This window comes from Bifidobacterium simiiventris, assembly GCF_019331715.1.
Lineage (GTDB): Bacteria > Actinomycetota > Actinomycetes > Actinomycetales > Bifidobacteriaceae > Bifidobacterium > Bifidobacterium simiiventris.
On the sequence record NZ_JAHBBG010000004.1, the window covers coordinates 85651 to 104838 of the forward strand.

Sequence of the window (19188 nt, forward strand, 5' to 3'; positions counted from 1 at the left end):
CGGTATGGAAGGATGCGGACGCTCACTTCGCGTGACTGCGCATGTAGCGCATGGCCTCGCGGCGCTCCTCCTTCTCGAGCCGGTCAAGATAGACGTGCCCGTCGAGGTGGTCGCATTCGTGCTGAAGCATGCGGCCCATCAGGCCGCTACCTTCGAGCACCACTTCGTTGCCGTCCAGATCGATGCCGCGTACGCGGGCGTAGTCGGCGCGCCGCGTCTTGTACCACAGGCCGGGCACCGACAGGCAGCCTTCGTCCCCGTACTGTTCGCCGCGCTTCTCCTCCATCACCGGGTTGAGGATGTAGCCGATCTTGCCTTCGATGTTGTACGAGAACGCGCGTAGGCTCACGCCGATCTGGTTGGCGGACAGGCCGGCCCTGCCCGGGTCGTCGACGGTTTCCAGCAGGTCGGCGACCAGCCGGCGCACGGCCGGCGTGATGGACGTGATCTCGTCGCACGGGGTGCGCAGCACGGGATCGGGTACTACTCGGATTTCTCGGATGGCCAATTGTCACTCCTCGTTGTCTGTACCGGCGGTCTTGCCGTCTGCCTCGTTCGTCTCGCCGCTGTCCGACTCGGTCTCGGGATCGGCCTGCTGACGCTTGATCCTGTCCTGCATGGTATCAAACGCCTGGCGAACCATCGGCGTCACGTTCTCGGACGCCTGCTTGACGCTTTCGGACGCCTGCTTGACCGTCTCGGTGGTCCGGTCGAGGATCTGCACGGTCTTCGGCAGCGGGCGAGCCGGCGACTTGGACGTGTAGATCTCGTTTTCGATCACGTCGGCGTAACGCTGCAATACCTTCGGGCGCACGACCTTCATACTGGCGGTCAGTGTGCCCTTGTCCTGGCTGAAGGTGTCGTCGAGAATGACGAACTTGCGTACCGACTCGGCGCGGGACACATTGCTGTTCGCCTGGTCGATGTACTGCTGGACGAACGCGCGGACGGCGTCCGACTGCGCGACCTCCCCCAGCGGCATGTCGGGGTCGAGACCTTGGGATTCGAGCCAGGACCGGGTCATCTCCGGATCGAGTTCGATGAGCGCGGAGACGAACGGCTTGCCGTCGCCGACCACGACGGCGTGTGAGACGATCGGACAGGTGCCGATCGTGTCCTCCATCGGGGCCGGACTGATGTTCTTGCCGCCTGCGGTGATGATGATGTCCTTCTTGCGGCCGGTGATGTAGATGAACCCGTCGTCGTCGATTGTCGCGAGGTCTCCGGTATGCAGCCATCCATCCGGCTCGAGCACTTCCTTGGTGAGCTCCGGCTGCTTGTAGTAGCCGAGGAAGACGCTTTCGCCGCGGATGAGCAGTTCGTCGTCGTCGGCCAGCTTCACCTCGGCGCAGCCCGGATGTCCGACCGACCCGACGCGGTTGGAGTCCTGGAAGTTGACCATGCACGGCGCGGCCGTCTCGGTCATGCCGTAGCCCTGGATGAACGTGATGCCGTCGAGGCCGTTGAAGAAATGGGCGAGGTCGACGTTGAGCGGCGCTCCGCCGCAGGCAAGGTACTTGAGATTCGGTCCGAGGGCGGAGCGGATCGATGCGCCCACGGTCTTCATGAAGAAGGCATGCTCGAGCCGGGACCTGACCGAATGCCGGCCGGTGTCCTGCTCGTCCTTCGACCACTGCACGAAATGGGAGACCGCCTTGGCGAATACGCGTCCCTGAATGCCGTTGCCGGCCTTCTGCGAGGCGGCGTTGTAGACCTTCTCGAACACGCGCGGCACGCCGAGCAGATAGGTCGGCTTGAAGCTGCGCAGGTCGGACAGCAGATGCTTGGCCCCCGGAATGTATCCGACCACGCCATGCGACCCGATCGCCACATACTGAATGTACCGGGCGAAGCAGTGCGCCAGCGGCAGGAACAGCAGCAGACGGCTCGGCTGGTAGAGCATGTCGTTGAGCACCTCGTAGCCGTTGAGCACGGTGTGGGTGAAGTTGCGGTGCGAGAGCATCGCGCCCTTCGGCTTGCCGGTGGAGCCGGACGTATACACGATCGTGGCCATGTCATCGGCCTTGACGCGTTCGATGGCACGGTCCAGATCCTCGTCGGAGACCGACTCGCCGAAGTCGGCCACCGCATCGAGGCCGGCGGCCTTGAAGTTGAACACGTATTTGAGTCCGTCTCGGCCGACGCGGATCTGATCCAGCACCTGCGCATGCGCGTAGTCGCCGGCGAAGGCGATCACCGGGTTCACGTCTTCGACGATGTTCGCCGCCTGCTTGGCTGAGTCCGTCTCGTAGACCGGCACGCTGACCGCGCCGATGGCGGCGCACGCGAAATCGACGACGCCCCATTCATAGCAGGTGGCAGAATAGATGAGCACCATACTGCCGGGCTTGACACCCAGCCCCATGAGTCCCTTGGCGATCTGACGTACGCGTGCGCCCATCTCGCCGGCGGTCACGTCATGCCATTGACGGGTCTCATCGTCCTGCCATTGGGCGATCAGATCATCGGGATCGTGCTCGACGCGGTTGGCGAGCAGCGAGTAGATGGTGTCCTTCTCGGTCGTGGGCCGAATCGTATCCACTGAATATTCACGCAACATACGGAACATAATAGCGCCTCGCGCCCCGTGCGTGGCACACCGGCCCGCCGCGGCTGCCGGCCTATCCGACGTCGGCAAGCACGCACATCCAGCGTGATCCGTTCTGCTGGAGCACGAGATTCACCCAGTGATGCGTGCGGCCTATCGTCAGATGCGCCATCGTCTCGACACGCGAGGGACTGATGAGCATTCCCCTGATCGATTGAGGAATGACCGGAAGAATGCCCATGGGGTGACCAAGAAAAGCGCGTTCGCGGCTTTCACGGGTCAGGATGGCCGACATCGTGTCCAGTTTCCTCAGGCAGGGGCCGGCGACCGTGCGCTGCAGCTTGTGCGATGCTATGCGGCCTCGCACCACATCGGTCACCATGCATGAGATGCGGCACGACGACAGTGCCAGTGCCTGGCAGGTGCGCGAGTCGATTTCGCCTTCGAAACAGCGGGCGAAATGGTACGGCACCGGTTTGCGTGACAGCTCGATGTGCAGGAATCCGTCTTCGGGAGGGATCGGGTCTCCCTGCCAGGAATGGTAGTAGTGCATGGGCTTCCTCTCGTTCTTTCGTGGTCGTTGCCCGACCCGCAACCGTTGCAGGCGAGCCTGCCTCATTGGAGACACCTGTCAAGAACAACACATGGCGGTGCTCCCGTCAAGTGTCGGGAGCACCGCCATGTGGACAAATGTGGATAACCGCGGGTGGTCGCCCCGCGGTTATCCGACGGAGAGGGCTTGCACCGTCAGCGACCGTACGGCGTGACCACCACGTTGCAACGCTGGAAGTTCTTGACATCCACGTAGCCGGTGGAGGCCATCGCGCGACGCAGCGCACCGATGTAGTTCACCTGGCCGTCAGCCTGATGGCTCGGCCCGAACAGGATCTGCTCGAGCGTGCCCACCGTGCCGACGTCCGTACGGAAACCGCGCGGCAACGTCTGGTGACGGGCCTCGGAACCCCAGTGCTTGCCGTGGCCCGGGGCCTCGACCGCACGGGCCAGAGGAGCGCCGAGCATCACCGCGTCCGCGCCCATCGCGAGGGCCTTGACGAAGCTGCCGGAGTCGCCCATACCGCCGTCGGCGATGACCTGCACGTAACGGCCGCCCGACTCGTCCATGTAGTCGCGGCGGGCCTCGGCCACGTCGGCGATGGCGGTCGCCATCGGGGCGTGCACGCCGATGGTCTTGCGCGTGGCCGCCACGGCGCCGCCGCCGAAGCCGACCAGCACGCCGGCCGCACCGGTGCGCATCAGATGCAGGGCGGCGGTGTAATTGGCCGCGCCGCCGACGATGACCGGAACGTCGAGGTCGTAGATGAACTTCTTGAGGTTCAGCGGCTCATGGTCCCGGCTGACGTGTTCGGCGGACACGACGGTGCCGCGGATCACGAACAGGTCGACACCCGCATCGACCACGGTCGAGTAGAACTGCTGGGTGCGCTGCGGCGAGAGCGCGCCGGCCACGGTCACGCCGGCGTCGCGGATCTCGTGCAGGCGCTCGGTGATCAGCTCCGGCTTGACCGGCTCCGCGTAGATCTCCTGGATGCGGGCGGTCGCCTTGTCTGCCGGCAGATCGGCGATCTCGGCCAGCAGCGGCTCGGGGTCCTCGTAGCGGGTCCACAGGCCCTCGAGGTCGAGCACGCCGAGCGCGCCGAGCTTGCCCATTGCAATGGCCGTGGCCGGGCTGGTCACGGAGTCCATCGGGGCACCGATGACCGGCACGTCGAACTCGTAGGCGTCCACCTGCCAGCCGGTGGACACGTCCTCGGGATCGCGGGTGCGGCGGGAGGGAACAATGGCGACGTCGTCGAGCGAATAGGCCAGACGGCCCTTCTTGCCCAATCCGATTTCAATTTCCTGAGACATGGCTTCAAGGCTAATGCCGGCACGTGACAGTGCGTGCCGGTGCGGGCTGGGCAGTCCCACGTTTCGGAAGGCCCCGTCGCGCCGTTACAAACATGCGTTATGACTTGGAAGCGTATCCGCATCTGCACGATATCCCCGCCAAGGAGGGAACATGGCCAAAATCAAGGTCGAAGGCACCGTCGTCGAACTCGACGGCGACGAAATGACGCGCGTCATCTGGAAGGACATCAAGGACCGCCTGATCCTGCCCTATCTGGACGTGAACCTCGACTACTACGATCTGGGCATCGAGAACCGCGACGCCACCGACGACCAGGTCACCATCGATGCGGCGCATGCGATCCAGCGCGAGCACGTCGGCGTTAAGTGCGCCACGATCACGCCCGACGAGGCACGCGTCAAGGAATTCGGCCTCAAGAAGATGTGGAAGTCCCCCAATGGCACGATCCGCAACATCCTGGGCGGCACGATCTTCCGCGAGCCGATCGTCATGAGCAACGTGCCGCGTCTGGTGCCCGGCTGGACCAAGCCGATCGTCGTGGCCCGCCATGCGTTCGGCGACCAGTACAAGGCCACTGACTTCAAGGTGCCGGGCGCGGGCCGGCTGACTGTCACGTTCACCCCGGAGGACGGCTCCGAGCCGATCCAGCACGTCGTCTACGACTATGGTCCGGACGGCGGCGTGGCGCAGGTGCAGTACAACGTGAACGATTCGATCCGAGGCTTCGCCCGCGCCTGCTTCAACTACGGCCTGATGCGCCACTACCCCGTGTACCTGTCCACCAAGAACACGATCCTCAAGGCGTACGACGGCCAGTTCAAGGACATCTTCGCCGAGGTGTACGAGACGGAGTACAAGGACCGGTTCGAGGCCGAGGGCCTTACCTACGAGCACCGCCTGATCGACGACATGGTGGCCAGCTCGCTCAAGTGGCATGGCGGATACATCTGGGCGTGCAAGAACTACGATGGCGACGTGCAGTCCGACTCCGTGGCGCAGGGCTTCGGCTCGCTGGGCCTGATGACGTCGGTGCTCATGACGCCGGACGGCCAGACCGTGGAGGCTGAGGCCGCGCATGGCACGGTGACGCGCCACTACCGTCGCTGGCTCAAGGGCGAGAAGACCTCGACGAACCCGATCGCCTCGATCTTCGCATGGACCGGCGGTCTCAAGCACCGCGCCGACCTTGACGGCACGCCCGAGGTCCGCCACTTCGCCGAAACGCTGGAGAAGGTGATCGTGGGCACCGTGGAAGGCGGACAGATGACCAAGGATCTCGCGATGCTCATCGGCCCCGACCAGCCGTGGCTCGACACGGAGGGCTTCATGAACGCGCTTGACGAGAATCTCGCCAAGGCGCTGCACGACTGATTCCACTTATTTCCGCTTACGGGTTCAAGGCTCCCGGCCGCATCATCCGTGCGGCCGAGAGCCTTTTTCATGGTCGTGCGACTAGAATTGGCGCAGACACGAACCGAACGCGACTGGCAAAGGACGGATCATGACCCTGCGAGGCACCATGGCCTTATCACGCATCACCACGCTCGCCGCGGCGGCATCACGGCTGATCGCGCTGACGGCATGCGCCGCCCTGATACTGGGCGTGTCGTCCTGCTCGTCGCCCGACGACCGCAACGATCAAGACGGGCAGGACGATGGCATGACGGCCGTCTCGGGCCAAGTCGCAGTGTTCACTCCGGCGGATGGCGTGACCATCTCCGGGAACACACCGCTGAACAAATGGACGGCGTTCGTCCCCGCGTTGACCGACGCGCTCATCTCCGGAGGGGTGACGAAGAAGCACATCTCCACGTCCACCGCCGACAGCCTTGACCGGCAGAGCCGCGACATCCAAGATTACGTGGTCGACCGGGTCTCGGCCTCCGGCGATGATTCGTCGGACGATGCCGCGCACACCACTCTGGTCGTCGCCCCGGTGACGGGGGCCGACGACACGGTGCGGCAGTATGGCGACTACGTCAGCCAGTCGGTCGCATCATCGTCCGCTTCTGATACGACCGATGGCGACGACACGTCTGCGAATGACGAAGCGGTGTCCCGTCTCGTCTCGGCGCTCAAGCTCGCGCAGGAGAACGGCATGCACGTGATCATGCTCGCCTCCACGATCGAGGGATTCCAGCCCGACATATACGTCCGCATGTCCACCGCGGAACAGATCGGCCGGATACAGGCGCTCAAGCTGGTCAGCAAACTTGACCTGGACAAGGTCAGCAAGGACAATCCGAAGACCATCGAGGTCCTGCTGCCGTACACCACGCGTTCCGCGCAATCCTCCAAGACGGTGGGAGGCGTGCTGAAGATCCCATCGTCTTCCCAGGACGAAGACGATACCCAGGAGCCGACCGACGACAGCGCCGTATTCGCGAAGGCGGCATTCAAGGGACTGTGGTCGGTGTTGCGGCCGTATTTCAAACAGGGACGGGCAATCAGCGCATCCGGGTTGCTGACCGCTGATACCACCGTCGACGATTGGCGTGACGTCTCGTTCGCCTGCGTCAAGGACGACGATGCCCGTGCCGTGTTGCGTGAACGGCTGACGATGGACTCGGCGGGCGACGCTCACACGCGCATCGACGGCGTCATCGCGATGAACGACTACGTGGCGTCCGGGGTCGCCAAGGAGCTGTCCGAACTCGGCTATACGGGTTCGGCGGCTGACATCAACCCGTCGATCACGATCTCCGGTATCGTCGAGAACATCACCGGCAAGAAGGACCTACAGCGGCAGAAAGTGCCGGATCCGATCAAGGCGCCCGAAAGCGACGCAGGCGCGACGGAAGGCGATACGGACAAGGACAAGTCAGCGGAGGAGACGAATTCGCGCTGGCCGATCGTCACCGGATACGGAGCATATGTGGACGTCATGCCGCAGATCGTCTCCGGACAGCAGTGGATGACCGCGCTCGAGGACAGGGACGCACTCGCTCGGAGCGTCGCGAAGGCGTGCCTGCTGTTCGCGGACGGCACCACGCCGAACGCCGGCACGCTGCCGTCACTGGCGTCCTCCAAGGTCAATGGCAAGACCACCGCCACGATCGAGGAGGATCTGCTCGCGGTGAGTGCCTACAATCTCAAGGCCACGTTGATTGAGCCGGGGTACATCACTCTGGCCGACGCGGGCCTGTGACGCGTCTGGACAAGTTATCCACATTCAGGAAATATTCAGCGAAATTATCCACAGCCAGTTATCCACAACACGCCGAAGACTCGAGGTTGCGTCCACATAGCCCCGTTCCCCTTGTGCGCGACGCGGCGTGTCTGTTGCACTGGTGTCATGGATATCGCAACAACAGCAACAACGACGGCGATGGCCGACTCCATGCCGCGCCTGCGCGTGCCATGCGTTCGGCCATCGCTGGACGATCTGTCCGAACGCATGGCACGCGCGCAGGTCGGTCCGAAACAGCTCGGAGCATTGGGAGAACAGGTCGCGGCCTTGTGGCTGCAAGCCCACGACTGCATCATGCTCGATCGTAACTGGCGTTGCCGGTACGGAGAACTTGACCTGATCGTCTTGGATCCGGACGGCGCGATCGTGTTCGTCGAAGTCAAGACGCGGCGCGGCGTCCGGTTCGGTTCCCCGCAGGAGGCGGTAACCGGGCGCAAGCAGGTAAACCTGCGCCGCGCCGGCGTGCAATGGCTTATGGAACCCGAGCATCGTGTGGCGCATAGGTCGGTAAGGTTCGACGTGATCGCGGTTCTTGCCCCGATCGGCCAGGCGGTGCGCGTCACCCACATCAGGGAGGCGTTCTGATGGCCATAGGAAGCGCATTGTCGGTCGGCCTGTTCGGATTGAAGGCATTCATCATCCAGACGCAGGCGTTCATCTCCCCCGGACTACCCTACTTCTCCATCATCGGGCTCCCTGACGCGTCGCTGAGCGAGGCTCGCGAACGCGTCAGGTCGGCCTGTCAGGCAAGCGGATTCCGCTGGCCGGAAACCCGCGTGACGGTGAACATGTCCCCCGCGTCGATGCCCAAGCGTGGGTCGTCGCATGATTTAGCCATCGCGGCGAGCGTGCTGAGCGCATCGGGGGCGATTCCGCATGACTGCCTAGCCGACACCATTGTGCTCGGAGAGGTGAATCTCGATGGCACCGTGCTGCCGGTCCACGGGCTGTTGCCGATCATGCTGCATGCGCGGGAACGCGGCGTCCGCCGACTGATCATACCGCAGGCCAATGCGGATGAGGCCGCTCTGATCGACGGCCTGGATGTTCGCCCCGTGCGTCATGTCGGGGAGCTGATTTCGATGATGGGAGGTGATGCACGCTACACGCTGCCGGACGATGCACCCGCAGCCCAGCCTGGCGATATGGAAACGTTCGCGCAGCCTCCGCTGGGCGATATGGGAGAGGTCGTCGGACAGAAAATGACGAAATGGGCGTTGCAGGTGGCGGCGGCGGGCGGACACCATATGCTGATGACCGGCCCTCCCGGCTCAGGCAAGACGATGCTCGCCTCACGCATGCCGGGCATCATGTGCCCGCTGACCCCGGACGAACAGCTGGAGGTCGCATCGATACGTTCGCTGTGCGGCACATTGCCGAATTACGGCATCACTGACGTGCCGCCGTTCGAAGCGCCTCATCACACGGCGTCAACGGCATCGCTGGTGGGCGGGGGCAGCGGCCTCGCACGACCGGGAGCCATCACCAGGTCGCACCACGGAGTGCTATTCATGGATGAGGCTCCCGAATTCTCGACCCGCACGCTGCAGACGCTGCGCGAGCCGCTCGAATCGGGATACGTGTCGCTGTCACGGGCCAAGGGCTCAACCTACTATCCGGCGCGCTTTCAGCTGATCATGGCGGCCAACCCCTGCCCGTGCGGATTCGCCTACGGCAACGGGGAACGCTGCACCTGCAAGGAGAAGGACCGCATCAAATACTTCTCGCACCTGTCTGGGCCCATCCTCGACCGGATCGACATCCAGGTGGAGGTGCCGCCGGTCGACCGCATCGAGATACGTTCCGACCGATGCGAGGAGTCGAGCCGCGACATGCGTCGTACGGTGATCCAGGCGCGATCCGCTGCCCGTGAACGGTTTTCGAAACTGGGATGGTCATGCAACGCGCAGGCCTCGGGGGAATGGCTGCACCGCCACACTTCCGAAAAGGCGATCGCGCTGGTGAACCGTGCGCTCGAATCCAAACGGCTGAGCCTACGCGGGGCAGACCGCGCACTGCGGCTGGCCTGGACACTGTCCGATCTGTCAGGACGGATATCCCCGGGCTACGAAGAGGTGAACCAGGGCATCATGCTGCGCGCGAGGGTCACATGAACGCCGGCACACATGGAAACGTCACGAATACGGACGGAAGCGGTGCCATGCCTCTCGACGACGAAACACTGGCCCGGGCGATGCTCACCTTCTGCCTCAACGATGCCGATGCGATCATGTTCGCCACGATCAAGGGAACGGGCTGCGCCCGCGAGGCCCTGCGGCTGATCGAACGGTGCAGCCCGCGGCGTTCGGGCCCGGACAGCCGCGCCGCACGCCGGGCATTGGACGAATCGTTCGCCAAAGGCCTGATCCGATGGGGCCGACAGGCGAACGCTCGGTCGTCGGAAGCATTCCGTCTCGCGTTGGCCCGCTGGCATGCCCGGCTCGACCTTCTGCCATCCTTGGACGCCGACAGCCTTCGTGCATGGTTCACCGCTGACGGTACGCAGTGGATCATCGGGCCGGACAGCCCGTTATGGCCTCATCAACTTGACGACCTGTCCATTCGCAGGGACTGGGCTCCCCCGCTGTGCCTGTGGGGAATCGGCGATCCGGCGGCATTGACAAGTTGCCCGAAGCCATTGGCCGTGGTCGGATCACGCGGGGCCGACGAGTATGGTCTCATGCTGGCCCGCGCGATCGGCGAGCGAGCGGCCGCACGAGGGCATCTGGTAGTGTCCGGCGGAGCCATGGGAGCCGATGCCGCGGCGCACTGGGGGACGCTGTCCACCGTGGATTCCGCCGCATCCTATGGTCTGTCGGCGCAGGAGATCGGCCGTACCGTAGCCGTGTTCGCCGGAGGTCTGAACCACGTCGGCCCGCAATGCAACCACCGACTGTTCAAACGTATCGTAGGCGGTTCGGGTGCGCTGGTCAGCGAATTGTGCCCGGACACGATTCCCGAAGGAAGGCGCTTCCTGCTGCGCAACAGGCTCATTGCCTCGTTGGCCTCGACGGTGGTGGTGACGCAGGCCAGACTGCGGTCCGGCGCGCTCAACACCGCTCATTGGGCCGCGGAACTCAGTCGTGAGGTCTATGCGGCCCCCGGCAATGCGGGCATGCCCTATAATGCCGGATGCAATCGCCTTATCCGCGATAACGAGGCGATGTTGCTCATGTCCGCCGACGAGATCGACGACATCTGCCACGCGGCGCATAGACCGACACTGGCTGAGACATCCGATCCGCGAACGAACAAGGTCAAACGGTCCGAACCGTCCGAACGGCAGGAAGCCGATTCGTACGAGACACAGCCGGGAAGCTCCGGCGACACGCGGTGGAGACCGGTTCTCGACGCCATCCGTCGCTGCCGGCAACGGCGTTTGCCCGCCACCGCCGAGAACATCGCATCCTGCGCCGACGGCATGTCCTTACCCGAAACACTGACGTCTCTCGGATGGATGGAGCTCGACGGACTGATCGCAATCAGTCACGGGGTCGTCATCGTCAACGCGCGGCGCGACGATGCGGACGATACGCGACGGGAGGCGGGATCATGCCTGCCATTGGCACCGTGACAGGTCGACCCGCCAGCCGTCATCGCCGGCATTGCCGTGACCGGGTTGCGGCGCGATGAGCGGCACGCCCTCCGATTCAAGCAACATGCGCTGCCGGCCCGGCCCGCCGAACGCGAACCCGGGAGCAAGCGATCCGTCGCGGAACACCACCCGATGGCATGGGATCACTCCCGGTTCGGGATTGGTATGCAGCGCGAATCCGACGAACCTCGCGTTGCGCGAGTTACCGGCCAAGGCCGCGACCTGCCCGTATGTCGCGACCTTGCCGCGCGGTATGCGCCGCACCACGTCGTACACCCGCTGATTGAATGCTCCTGTCATACGCCCATTATCGCGCGTTCGTCCCGACGTCTCCCGACAATCAAGGGTATGAGTCCGAAGCATATCGAAGACATGTATGATGCGGTGATCGTCGGCGCCGGCGCAGCCGGACTGTCCGCGGCGCTGGGAGCGTTGCGTTCCGACCATATCCGCAGCCTGCGCGAGGCCGGCATCGAGCCGAAGATCCTGGTGATCTCGAAGTTGCAGCCGCTGCGCTCGCACACCGGTTCGGCCGAAGGCGGCATCGCCGCGAGCCTGGGCAATGCGGAATCCGACGACTGGCATTGGCATTACTACGACACCGTCAAGGGCGGCGACTGGCTGGTCGATCAGGATGCGGCAAAGCTGCTCGCCGAATACGCGCCGCAGACGGTGATCAACCTGGAACGTGACGGCGTGGCGTTCTCTCGTACCGACGACGGGCATATAGCGCAGCGTCGCTTCGGCGGTCACACGCGCGACTTCGGCAAGGAGCCGGTGCGTCGTGCGGCGTATGCGGCAGATCGCGTGGGTCATCAGATCCTGCATTCGCTGTGGCAGCAGTGCGTGGGAGCCGGCGTCGAATTCGCCGAGGAATGGTATGTGACCGATCTGGTGCTGGACGAGGACGGCCGTTCGGCCGCGGGCGTGGTCGCCTACGACACCCATGAGGGCAAGATCCACGCGGTGCATGCGCGCAATGTGCTGCTGGCTACAGGAGGCGCGGGTCGATTGTTCCACACGACTTCGAACTCGTGGGATCTGACCGGAGACGGCATGGCGCTTGCCCTGGCTGCTGGTCTGCAATTGGAGGACAGCGAATTCGTGCAGTTCCATCCGACCGGGCTCGCACATACTGGCATTCTGCTGTCCGAGGCGGCGCGAGCCGAAGGCGGTGTGCTGCGCAACGCCGATGGCGAGGCGTTCATGGCCCGTTATGCGCCCGACCACCGTGACCTGGCGGCGCGCGATGTGGTGAGCCGCTCGATCATGGCGGAGATCGACGCAGGCCGCGGCGTGGCCGATCCGAAGGATCCGGACGGCCCGAAGGACTGCGTGTGGCTGGATATGACCGGCATCGACAAGGATCATATGGAGGCGGTGCTGCCGCAGGTCGTCGAAACGGTGCGCAAGTACGCGAACATCGACCCGGTGCATGATTGGGTGCCGGTCAAACCGACCGCGCACTACACGATGGGAGGCATTCCTATCACCACGGACGGCGAAGTTTACCGCTGGTCGGGCGACGGCGAGTCCGCACGCCGTGAAATCGTCGACGGACTGTTCGCCGCCGGCGAATGCTCGTGCGTCTCCGTGCATGGCGCGAACCGTCTCGGCGGCAATTCGCTGCTCGATGCATGCCTGTTTGGTACCCGCGCGGGCCGGACGATGGCCGCGCGCATCGCCGAGCATCCCGTGGACGACCCGATGAGTGACGGCATGAATGACGAGGAGGGAACAGCAAGCGTCGACGCCGCATCTACGGTTCGAACAGCCGAGCTTGCGGCGTTGCTTTCCCCCGCCGAACACGGCGGAGCGGATGAGAAGAACGAGGACGCCGCGGACGACAACCCGTACCGGCTGCTCGCCGATCTCGGTCGCGTCATGGAACAGGCCGTGGCCGTCCGATGCAACGCCGACACGATCGAATCGGCGCTCAAGCGCCTGCGGGACGAACTTATGCCACGTTCACAGGAACTGCACGCCCACAGCGACACCGCTGCGTTCAATCAGGAGATCACCGCGATCTGGGAGTCCCGCCACCTTCTTGCTCTGGCCGAGGTGATGCTCGCGGCGTCCGGTGCCCGGCACGAGTCTCGCGGCTCGCTGCAGCGGCTTGACTTCCCCAGCCGAGACGACGAACGGTTCCTCGCCCATTCGATGACCTCCTGCGACGGCGGGATCCTGTGGCAGCCGGCGCATATCGTCGATTATCCGCCCAAGGCACGTGAATACTGACGGCCACGGCTTATGGCACAATGTAATGTCGTTTCTTGTGTGTTGAGGAGGCTGGAAGTATGAGCGGCATCGACGATGCGCTGACCACGGTGACGCTGAGGGTCAACCGGTTTGCTCCGCGTCCCGAGCGGGACCGAGGCTCCCGTGGCGGCAGTCCGTTCGCAAAGAAGGGCGGTTCACCGTTCGCAGGGGGATCCTCGCGCAACCGGCGGCCACGAGGCAAGCAATGGACGCAGGACTACACGTTGCGTGTCCGCCCCGAGGATACGGTGCTGGATTGCCTGCTGACCGTCAAGCGCACCATCGACCCGACGCTCGCTTTCCGGTATTCGTGCGGGCATGGCATGTGCGGTTCGGATGCGGTCGCGATCAACGGCACACCGACCTTACTGTGCACGGCCAGCGTCGGCGATTGGGCGAAACGGCCGAATCGGCTCTCGCAGGCCGACGACGAGGGGTTCCGCCGCACCGGAGACGCGGACGAGCCCGCCACGGATGTCGTCACGGACGTGACCGGCGACGAGGATGGTCTGGGCGTCATCGAGCTCTCCCCTCTTCCGGGCTTCCCCGTGCAGCGCGACCTCATCGCGGACATCGACCCGATGCTCGATCAGATTCGCAAACTCAAGCCGTATCTGCAGGCCGACGGCGTGCTCGCCACCACGCACGACGGCAAGGTGGACGTGTTCGAATACCTGCAGAACCCGCAGCAACTCGCCAAATACGAGATGCTGACGAACTGCATCGCCTGCGGCGTGTGCGAGGGCAGCTGCCCGGTGTTCGCCGGCGGCGACGCGTTCATCGGACCGGCCGCGCTGATCGCGGCGTCCAGATTCGTCAACGATTCCCGCGATACGGCGACCGCCGCCCGTCTCGATGCGATCGACACGGCGGACGGCGTGGCGGCCTGCCAGTCGGTGCGCGCCTGCTCGCGCCAATGTCCGCGCGGTATCGACGTCGGCGAAGAGATGTGGCAGATCGTCGCCAAGGTCAAGGAACGCTGACCAGTATTGCCGAGCGTATGCTCTGATTACAGTAGGTGGTTATGGATAGAACGTCGTACACGAATCTTGCGAAGACCTGGGAGTTCGCCGAGGATCATGCTTTCGCACGCCAATCGGCTGCGCTGAACGAGGCCCGGCTGCGTGCACAGGAGGCCGGTTTCCCGCAGGGTTCCGCCGCGCAGGCCGAACTGCTGGCCACGCTGGTGCATCTGGTCGACGCGTCTTCGGCGATCGTGATTGGAACCGGTTCGATCGTGGAGACGCTGCAGGTGATCAACGGTCTCGATGGTACCGGCCAGTTGACAGCCGTCGACTCGTCCGCGCAGGGCATCGTCATGATCCGTTCGCTGTTCTCCGATCTGGCCGATGACGTGACGACCAAACTGCGCGCGGTGAATGCGCCGGCCGGCGTGTTCCTGCCGCGTCTGAACGGCGACGATTACGATCTGATCGTCGTTGCCGGCGACCCCGCGAACTATGCGGCCGCGTTCGAACAGGCTCCGCGTCTGCTGCGTCCTCATGGCACGGTGGTATTCACCGACGTGCTCGCCATGCAGTCGCCCGAATCCAACGGAGGCGTGCTGAACCCCGCCGATCGCAGCGATAAGGCCGTGGCCATGCGTGAGTTCATTGAGACCGTGGAAGCGGATGAGCGGTTCGTATCCACCCTCACTCCCACCGGTACCGGCCTGCTGCTCGCGGTCAAGCGCTGATGATGCCGGTGGCGACGGCCACCGCTTCGTCGACGTCATCGGTCAATACGACGAGATTCGGATCGATGTCCGATATCATGCCTTGTTGCCTTACGATGTCGTTCAGCCAGTCGAATAGTCCCTGCCAGTAGTCCGTTCCGTACAGGGCTACTGGCAGGGACGTCATTTTGTGCGTCTGTATGAGCGTAAGCACCTCGAACATCTCATCGAAGGTGCCAAAGCCGCCCGGGCAGATGATCACACCGGACGCGTATTTGGTAAACATGGTCTTGCGCACGAAGAAGTACCTGAAGCTCAGACCGAGATTCACGTATTCGTTCAGCCCCTGCTCGTGGGGCAGCTCGATGCCCAGTCCGACCGACGTGCCTCCGGCAAGTGCGGCCCCTTTGTTGGCGGCTTCCATGATGCCGGGGCCTCCCCCGGTGATGACCGCCATACCACGTTCGGCGATCATGCGTCCCATACGTTCGGCGGCACGGTAGTCGTCGCTGTCCTGCGATACCCGGGCGGAACCGAATACGCTGACGGCCGGACCGATGCCGGCAAGCTCGTCGAATCCCTCCACGAATTCGGACTGGATACGCATCACGCGCCAGGGGTCCATGTCACGCCAGTCGGCGCTTTCCTCGTTGCCCAGCAGCGTCGCCGTACTGCTGTCCAAGGGAATCATCGCACCTCGCATGATGGCCGGCCCACGTTGATAGGTCATGCCCAGAGGCTCCTTGCCGCCGTTGCCTGTGATATCCATGTGATTCCATTCCTTCCGTGTATGTAAGACGACCGTCAGTCAAGGTCATCAGTTAGAGCATGCGTCCGCGTATCGTTTCGATTGCCGACTGAGCAGAACACCGGAAATCGCAGCGGCGATCAGCGAGGCCACCAACACGCCGAAACGCGCTTCTGCGGACAGCTCGAGGTTCTCATAGGCCAGCGAGGCAATGAGGAACGACACCGTGAAACCAATGCCGCAGGCGCAGGCAGCCGGGAACATGTCGCGCACGTGAAGCCCCTCGGCCATTTTCAATCCGCCGAGATGCGTGGACAGCCACGCCGTAGCCATGATGCCCAGCGGCTTGCCCACGACAAGCGCCACGATGATGCCGATGACCACGGGGGACAACAACAGTCCGGGCGTCAAGGCCTCGAAATGCACGCCGGTGGCAAACAGCGCGAAGACCGGCAGCGCCAGCAACGCGGAAAACGGCTGAAGCTTGCCGGCGTATCGTTCGGCACGAGGGCTCGTCTCGCCGAACCGTTCGCGAGCGGGAGTCAGCAGGCCGACCAACACGCCAGCCAACGTGGGATGGATGCCCGCCTCGAACATCATCGCCCATGCGAGCACGCCGACTACGGCGACGGCGATCCACGGCACGTGTCTCATGCGTACCAGCAGGGCCCAGACGGCCGCGCACACGGCGATGCCGATGAACCAGTACCATTCGTTGACAGACGAGAAGAATACGGCGATCAGGATGATCGCCAGCAGATCGTCGACGGTGGCCAGCGTCATCAGAAAAGCACGGATCGAACCGGGCAGCCCCTTGGCGAACAGAGCAAGGACTGCCAGCGAGAAGGCGATATCCGTGGCTGTGGGCACCGCCCAGCCGTGTGCCGCCTCGGAAAACGGGATCACGCTGCCCGTGGTCGGCAGGATCACGCTGCCGGCATCCCCCGGGCCGAACGTGGCGAACAGGAAGGTGACCGAAACGAACAGGATGGGAGGAACGATCATGCCGCCTACCGCGCACAGCATCGGCACCGCCGCCGCCTTGGGATTGGCAAGCGAACCGGTGGTGAGTTCCTGTTTGAGATCCAGGCCGACCGTCAGGAAGAATATGGTCAGCAATCCGTCCTGCGCCCAATGCCCGATCGGCAGATCGAGATTGGTGTGTGGCACGGCGATATGCGTTTCCGCCACCGCTTCGAACGCATGGGCCGTCGCCGGCAGATTCGCAAGAATCAGGCCGGCCAGTGCGAATCCAAGCATGATGAGACCCGACAGCCGGTCAGATGCGGCGATATGCCGAATCGTGCCCCATAGTCCCTGTCTCACGGTCGTATCGTCCTTCATGCGCCATCCCGTCCTCGTGCCGAACGGATTCGCATTACGGGTTCCGTTCGGCATGCTCCGTATCAATTGCTCCGATTATAGACGAACATATGTTCTATTCTGCTGAGAGCGTGTCATCGCCGCAACGTCATCGCGGCCCACTGACATGGCATTGAAAAACCCCTTGCCTCCATTCGGAAGCAAGGGGTTTCAGCGTGCGCCAGACAGGATTCGAACCTGCGACCTGCTGATCCGTAGTCAGCTGCTCTAATCCGCTGGGCTACTGGCGCAACACCACTCTTTAACCTCTTGTGGCAAGAGGTGTGCGCCAGACAGGATTCGAACCTGCGACCTGCTGATCCGTAGTCAGCTGCTCTAATCCGCTGGGCTACTGGCGCATACCGTTATTCGGTTTTGATGATGCCGCAAATCACTTCGCGACTCGTGCGCCAGACAGGATTCGAACCTGCGACCTGCTGATCCGTAGTCAGCTGCTCTAATCCGCTGGGCTACTGGCGCATGTTGTCTTGTTTTCGGCAACCCGTATAAACTACAACAGTGTCGTTTAAAATGCAAATGTCGGCATGTCGCGCCATTTTCTAGGCTTCTCGTCGTCCTGAAAGCCGTGGGGCACTTTCAGCGCGAACCAGTTTCGGCAGGCTCTCGCCCCGCACCGACGCGGCATCCACGATCACCTGGCCGACATCGTCCATACCCGGCAGGTCGAACATCGTCTCCTCCAGCGTCTTCTCGATGATCGAGCGGAGTCCGCGGGCGCCGGTCCCCCGAGTAATGGCCGTTGCCGCGATCTGTCGCACCGCTTCCTCGGTAAACGCGAGATCAACGCCGTCCTCCGCGAACATCTTGCGGTACTGTTTGGTCAGCGCGTTGCGCGGCTCGACAAGAATACGAGCGAGATCATCCTCGGTCAGTTCGTTCAACACGCTGATGACCGGAAGCCTGCCAATGAATTCCGGCAGCAGACCGAATTCGGCCAGATCGTCGGCGTTGACCTGCGCCAGTAGCTCGCCGGACGTGATGTCGCGGTCATGCCATGCGGTGCCGAACCCGCTCTCGCGTGTGCCAAGCCGACGGCCGATGATGTCGTCCAATCCGACGAACGCGCCGCCGCAGATGAACAGGATGTCGCGCGTGTCGATCTGTACGGTCTCCTGTTCCTTGTGCTTGCGCCCGCCCTCGACCGGTACGGATGCGATCGTGCCTTCGAGGATCTTAAGCAGGGCCTGTTGCACGCCCTCACCGGACACGTCGCGCGTGATGGACGTGTTCTCACCCGATTTACGCGCGATCTTGTCAATTTCGTCAATGTAGACGATGCCGTGCTGTGCGCGTTCCACGTCGCCGTCGGCGGCTGCGATGAGCCGTTGGAGCACGGTCTCCACATCGTCGCCCACGTAGCCCGCCTCGGTGAGCGTGGTGGCGTCGGTGATGACGAACGGCACGTTCATGACCTTGGCGAGCGACTGCGCAAGATACGTCTTACCCACGCCGGTAGGCCCCAGCAGCAGGATATTCGATTTGGCGACCTCGACGCCGTCCAGCGGATCGGAACGACGTCGAGACGACGGCAGGGACCCGCCCCGGCCGTCCAGCTGCCCAGCGGCTTCGCGCAGTTCCATGTTGACGCGTTTGTAATGGTTGTACACGGCGACGGACAACGTGCGCTTCGCCGCCTGCTGGCCGACGACGAACTGGTCGAGGTACGCGTTGATGTCGGCCGGCTTGGGCAGGGACAACGCGTTGACGTCGGCGCTGTGGCGACGTTCCTCGGAGATGATCTCGACGCACAGTTCGATGCATTCGTCGCAGATCGCGGCGGACGGGCCTGCCACTAGCTTACGCACCTGATGCTCGGTCTTGCCGCAGAACGTGCAACGCGGCACATCCTCGTTGTAGCTCACCACGCGTCCCATACCACTCCCTTGTCGTCATACGCCGTATACGAAGGTACCCTCAACC

At 63.6% G+C, this 19188-nt stretch carries 16 protein-coding genes and 3 tRNA genes; 8 read left to right on the forward strand and 11 right to left on the reverse strand.

What is annotated here, in order from left to right; genetic code table 11:
• Nucleotides 1-22 precede the first annotated feature (22 nt).
• The 4 genes from KIH76_RS06040 to KIH76_RS06055 all read right to left on the reverse strand — a co-directional run bounded on the left by KIH76_RS06040 (nt 23) and on the right by KIH76_RS06055 (nt 4417).
• Nucleotides 23-508, reverse strand: a complete 486-nt coding sequence (locus KIH76_RS06040) for a peptide deformylase (protein WP_214373767.1) — start codon at nt 506-508, stop codon at nt 23-25.
• Nucleotides 509-511: 3 nt separating this feature from the next.
• Nucleotides 512-2560 (reverse strand): AMP-dependent synthetase/ligase, encoded by a 2049-nt coding sequence (locus tag KIH76_RS06045; RefSeq protein ID WP_214373884.1) that lies wholly within the window; start codon nt 2558-2560, stop codon nt 512-514.
• Nucleotides 2561-2621: 61 nt separating this feature from the next.
• On the reverse strand, nt 2622-3101 hold the full coding sequence (locus tag KIH76_RS06050) for a hypothetical protein (RefSeq protein ID WP_214373766.1): 480 nt from the start codon (nt 3099-3101) through the stop codon (nt 2622-2624).
• Between the two features lie 194 nt (nt 3102-3295).
• A complete protein-coding gene (locus tag KIH76_RS06055) occupies nt 3296-4417 on the reverse strand; it encodes a GuaB3 family IMP dehydrogenase-related protein (RefSeq protein ID WP_214373765.1) in 1122 nt (373 codons plus the stop codon).
• 151 nt (nt 4418-4568) lie between these two features.
• Between KIH76_RS06055 and KIH76_RS06060 the strand changes: the two genes are divergently transcribed.
• The 5 genes from KIH76_RS06060 to KIH76_RS06080 all read left to right on the forward strand — a co-directional run bounded on the left by KIH76_RS06060 (nt 4569) and on the right by KIH76_RS06080 (nt 11182).
• Nucleotides 4569-5789, forward strand: coding sequence for an NADP-dependent isocitrate dehydrogenase (locus KIH76_RS06060; protein WP_214373764.1), 1221 nt, complete (start codon nt 4569-4571; stop codon nt 5787-5789).
• A gap of 130 nt (nt 5790-5919) precedes the next feature.
• Nucleotides 5920-7566: a type 1 periplasmic-binding domain-containing protein gene (locus KIH76_RS06065; protein WP_236036863.1), complete on the forward strand. Its 1647-nt coding sequence runs from the start codon at nt 5920-5922 to the stop codon at nt 7564-7566.
• 192 nt (nt 7567-7758) lie between these two features.
• On the forward strand, nt 7759-8193 hold the full coding sequence (locus KIH76_RS06070; RefSeq protein ID WP_420829258.1) for a YraN family protein: 435 nt from the start codon (nt 7759-7761) through the stop codon (nt 8191-8193).
• Nucleotides 8193-9722, forward strand: a complete 1530-nt coding sequence (locus KIH76_RS06075) for a YifB family Mg chelatase-like AAA ATPase (protein ID WP_214373763.1) — start codon at nt 8193-8195, stop codon at nt 9720-9722. The genes KIH76_RS06070 and KIH76_RS06075 overlap by 1 nt, the downstream gene beginning before the upstream one ends.
• Nucleotides 9723-9769: 47 nt before the next feature.
• Nucleotides 9770-11182 (forward strand): DNA-processing protein DprA, encoded by a 1413-nt coding sequence (locus KIH76_RS06080; protein WP_214373762.1) that lies wholly within the window; start codon nt 9770-9772, stop codon nt 11180-11182.
• On the opposite strand, the gene KIH76_RS06085 is transcribed toward KIH76_RS06080, so the two are convergent.
• Nucleotides 11159-11503, reverse strand: coding sequence for an MGMT family protein (locus KIH76_RS06085; RefSeq protein ID WP_214373761.1), 345 nt, complete (start codon nt 11501-11503; stop codon nt 11159-11161). The genes KIH76_RS06080 and KIH76_RS06085 overlap by 24 nt on opposite strands.
• 48 nt (nt 11504-11551) lie before the next feature.
• Here KIH76_RS06085 and KIH76_RS06090 point away from each other — a divergent pair, with 48 nt between their 5' ends.
• Genes KIH76_RS06090 through KIH76_RS06100 form a run of 3 tightly spaced genes read left to right on the forward strand, consistent with a single transcriptional unit; the run spans nt 11552 to nt 15158 of the window.
• Nucleotides 11552-13441, forward strand: coding sequence for an FAD-binding protein (locus KIH76_RS06090; protein ID WP_214373760.1), 1890 nt, complete (start codon nt 11552-11554; stop codon nt 13439-13441).
• Nucleotides 13442-13500: 59 nt separating this feature from the next.
• Nucleotides 13501-14445 (forward strand): succinate dehydrogenase/fumarate reductase iron-sulfur subunit, encoded by a 945-nt coding sequence (locus KIH76_RS06095; RefSeq protein WP_214373759.1) that lies wholly within the window; start codon nt 13501-13503, stop codon nt 14443-14445.
• Between the two features lie 41 nt (nt 14446-14486).
• Nucleotides 14487-15158: an O-methyltransferase gene (locus KIH76_RS06100; RefSeq protein ID WP_214373758.1), complete on the forward strand. Its 672-nt coding sequence runs from the start codon at nt 14487-14489 to the stop codon at nt 15156-15158.
• Here KIH76_RS06100 and KIH76_RS06105 read toward each other — a convergent pair.
• The 6 genes from KIH76_RS06105 to clpX form a co-directional block, all read right to left on the reverse strand.
• Nucleotides 15148-15906, reverse strand: a complete 759-nt coding sequence (locus tag KIH76_RS06105; RefSeq protein WP_214373757.1) for an LOG family protein — start codon at nt 15904-15906, stop codon at nt 15148-15150. The two genes, KIH76_RS06100 and KIH76_RS06105, sit on opposite strands and share 11 nt — an antisense overlap.
• A gap of 48 nt (nt 15907-15954) precedes the next feature.
• The gene (locus tag KIH76_RS06110; protein WP_214373881.1) at nt 15955-17229 is read right to left on the reverse strand and encodes a Na+/H+ antiporter NhaA; all 1275 of its coding nucleotides are present in this window, start codon (nt 17227-17229) and stop codon (nt 15955-15957) included.
• A 195-nt stretch (nt 17230-17424) separates the two neighbouring features.
• Nucleotides 17425-17498: transfer RNA gene (locus KIH76_RS06115), tRNA-Arg, on the reverse strand.
• Between the two features lie 34 nt (nt 17499-17532).
• Nucleotides 17533-17606: transfer RNA gene (locus KIH76_RS06120), tRNA-Arg, on the reverse strand.
• A 47-nt stretch (nt 17607-17653) separates the two neighbouring features.
• Nucleotides 17654-17727, reverse strand: a tRNA-Arg gene (locus KIH76_RS06125).
• 80 nt (nt 17728-17807) lie between these two features.
• Nucleotides 17808-19142 carry an ATP-dependent Clp protease ATP-binding subunit ClpX gene (clpX, locus tag KIH76_RS06130; RefSeq protein ID WP_214374548.1) on the reverse strand — a complete coding sequence of 445 codons (1335 nt, stop codon included), beginning with the start codon at nt 19140-19142 and terminating at the stop codon, nt 17808-17810.
• Between the last annotated feature and the right edge of the window lie 46 nt (nt 19143-19188).

What these genes read in the sequence shown, in the direction of transcription:
- KIH76_RS06060 (WP_214373764.1), top strand. Translation starts at nt 4,569, where the DNA reads ATGGCCAAAATCAAGGTCGAAGGCACCGTCGTCGAACTCGACGGCGAC.
- KIH76_RS06110 (WP_214373881.1), bottom strand. Translation starts at nt 17,229, where the DNA reads ATGAAGGACGATACGACCGTGAGACAGGGACTATGGGGCACGATTCGG.
- KIH76_RS06090 (WP_214373760.1), top strand. Translation starts at nt 11,552, where the DNA reads ATGAGTCCGAAGCATATCGAAGACATGTATGATGCGGTGATCGTCGGC.
- KIH76_RS06070 (WP_420829258.1), top strand. Translation starts at nt 7,759, where the DNA reads ATGCCGCGCCTGCGCGTGCCATGCGTTCGGCCATCGCTGGACGATCTG.
- KIH76_RS06075 (WP_214373763.1), top strand. Translation starts at nt 8,193, where the DNA reads ATGGCCATAGGAAGCGCATTGTCGGTCGGCCTGTTCGGATTGAAGGCA.
- KIH76_RS06100 (WP_214373758.1), top strand. Translation starts at nt 14,487, where the DNA reads ATGGATAGAACGTCGTACACGAATCTTGCGAAGACCTGGGAGTTCGCC.
- KIH76_RS06105 (WP_214373757.1), bottom strand. Translation starts at nt 15,906, where the DNA reads ATGGATATCACAGGCAACGGCGGCAAGGAGCCTCTGGGCATGACCTAT.
- KIH76_RS06055 (WP_214373765.1), bottom strand. Translation starts at nt 4,417, where the DNA reads ATGTCTCAGGAAATTGAAATCGGATTGGGCAAGAAGGGCCGTCTGGCC.
- KIH76_RS06045 (WP_214373884.1), bottom strand. Translation starts at nt 2,560, where the DNA reads ATGTTGCGTGAATATTCAGTGGATACGATTCGGCCCACGACCGAGAAG.
- KIH76_RS06080 (WP_214373762.1), top strand. Translation starts at nt 9,770, where the DNA reads ATGCCTCTCGACGACGAAACACTGGCCCGGGCGATGCTCACCTTCTGC.
- KIH76_RS06095 (WP_214373759.1), top strand. Translation starts at nt 13,501, where the DNA reads ATGAGCGGCATCGACGATGCGCTGACCACGGTGACGCTGAGGGTCAAC.
- clpX (WP_214374548.1), bottom strand. Translation starts at nt 19,142, where the DNA reads ATGGGACGCGTGGTGAGCTACAACGAGGATGTGCCGCGTTGCACGTTC.
- KIH76_RS06065 (WP_236036863.1), top strand. Translation starts at nt 5,920, where the DNA reads ATGACCCTGCGAGGCACCATGGCCTTATCACGCATCACCACGCTCGCC.
- KIH76_RS06050 (WP_214373766.1), bottom strand. Translation starts at nt 3,101, where the DNA reads ATGCACTACTACCATTCCTGGCAGGGAGACCCGATCCCTCCCGAAGAC.
- KIH76_RS06085 (WP_214373761.1), bottom strand. Translation starts at nt 11,503, where the DNA reads ATGACAGGAGCATTCAATCAGCGGGTGTACGACGTGGTGCGGCGCATA.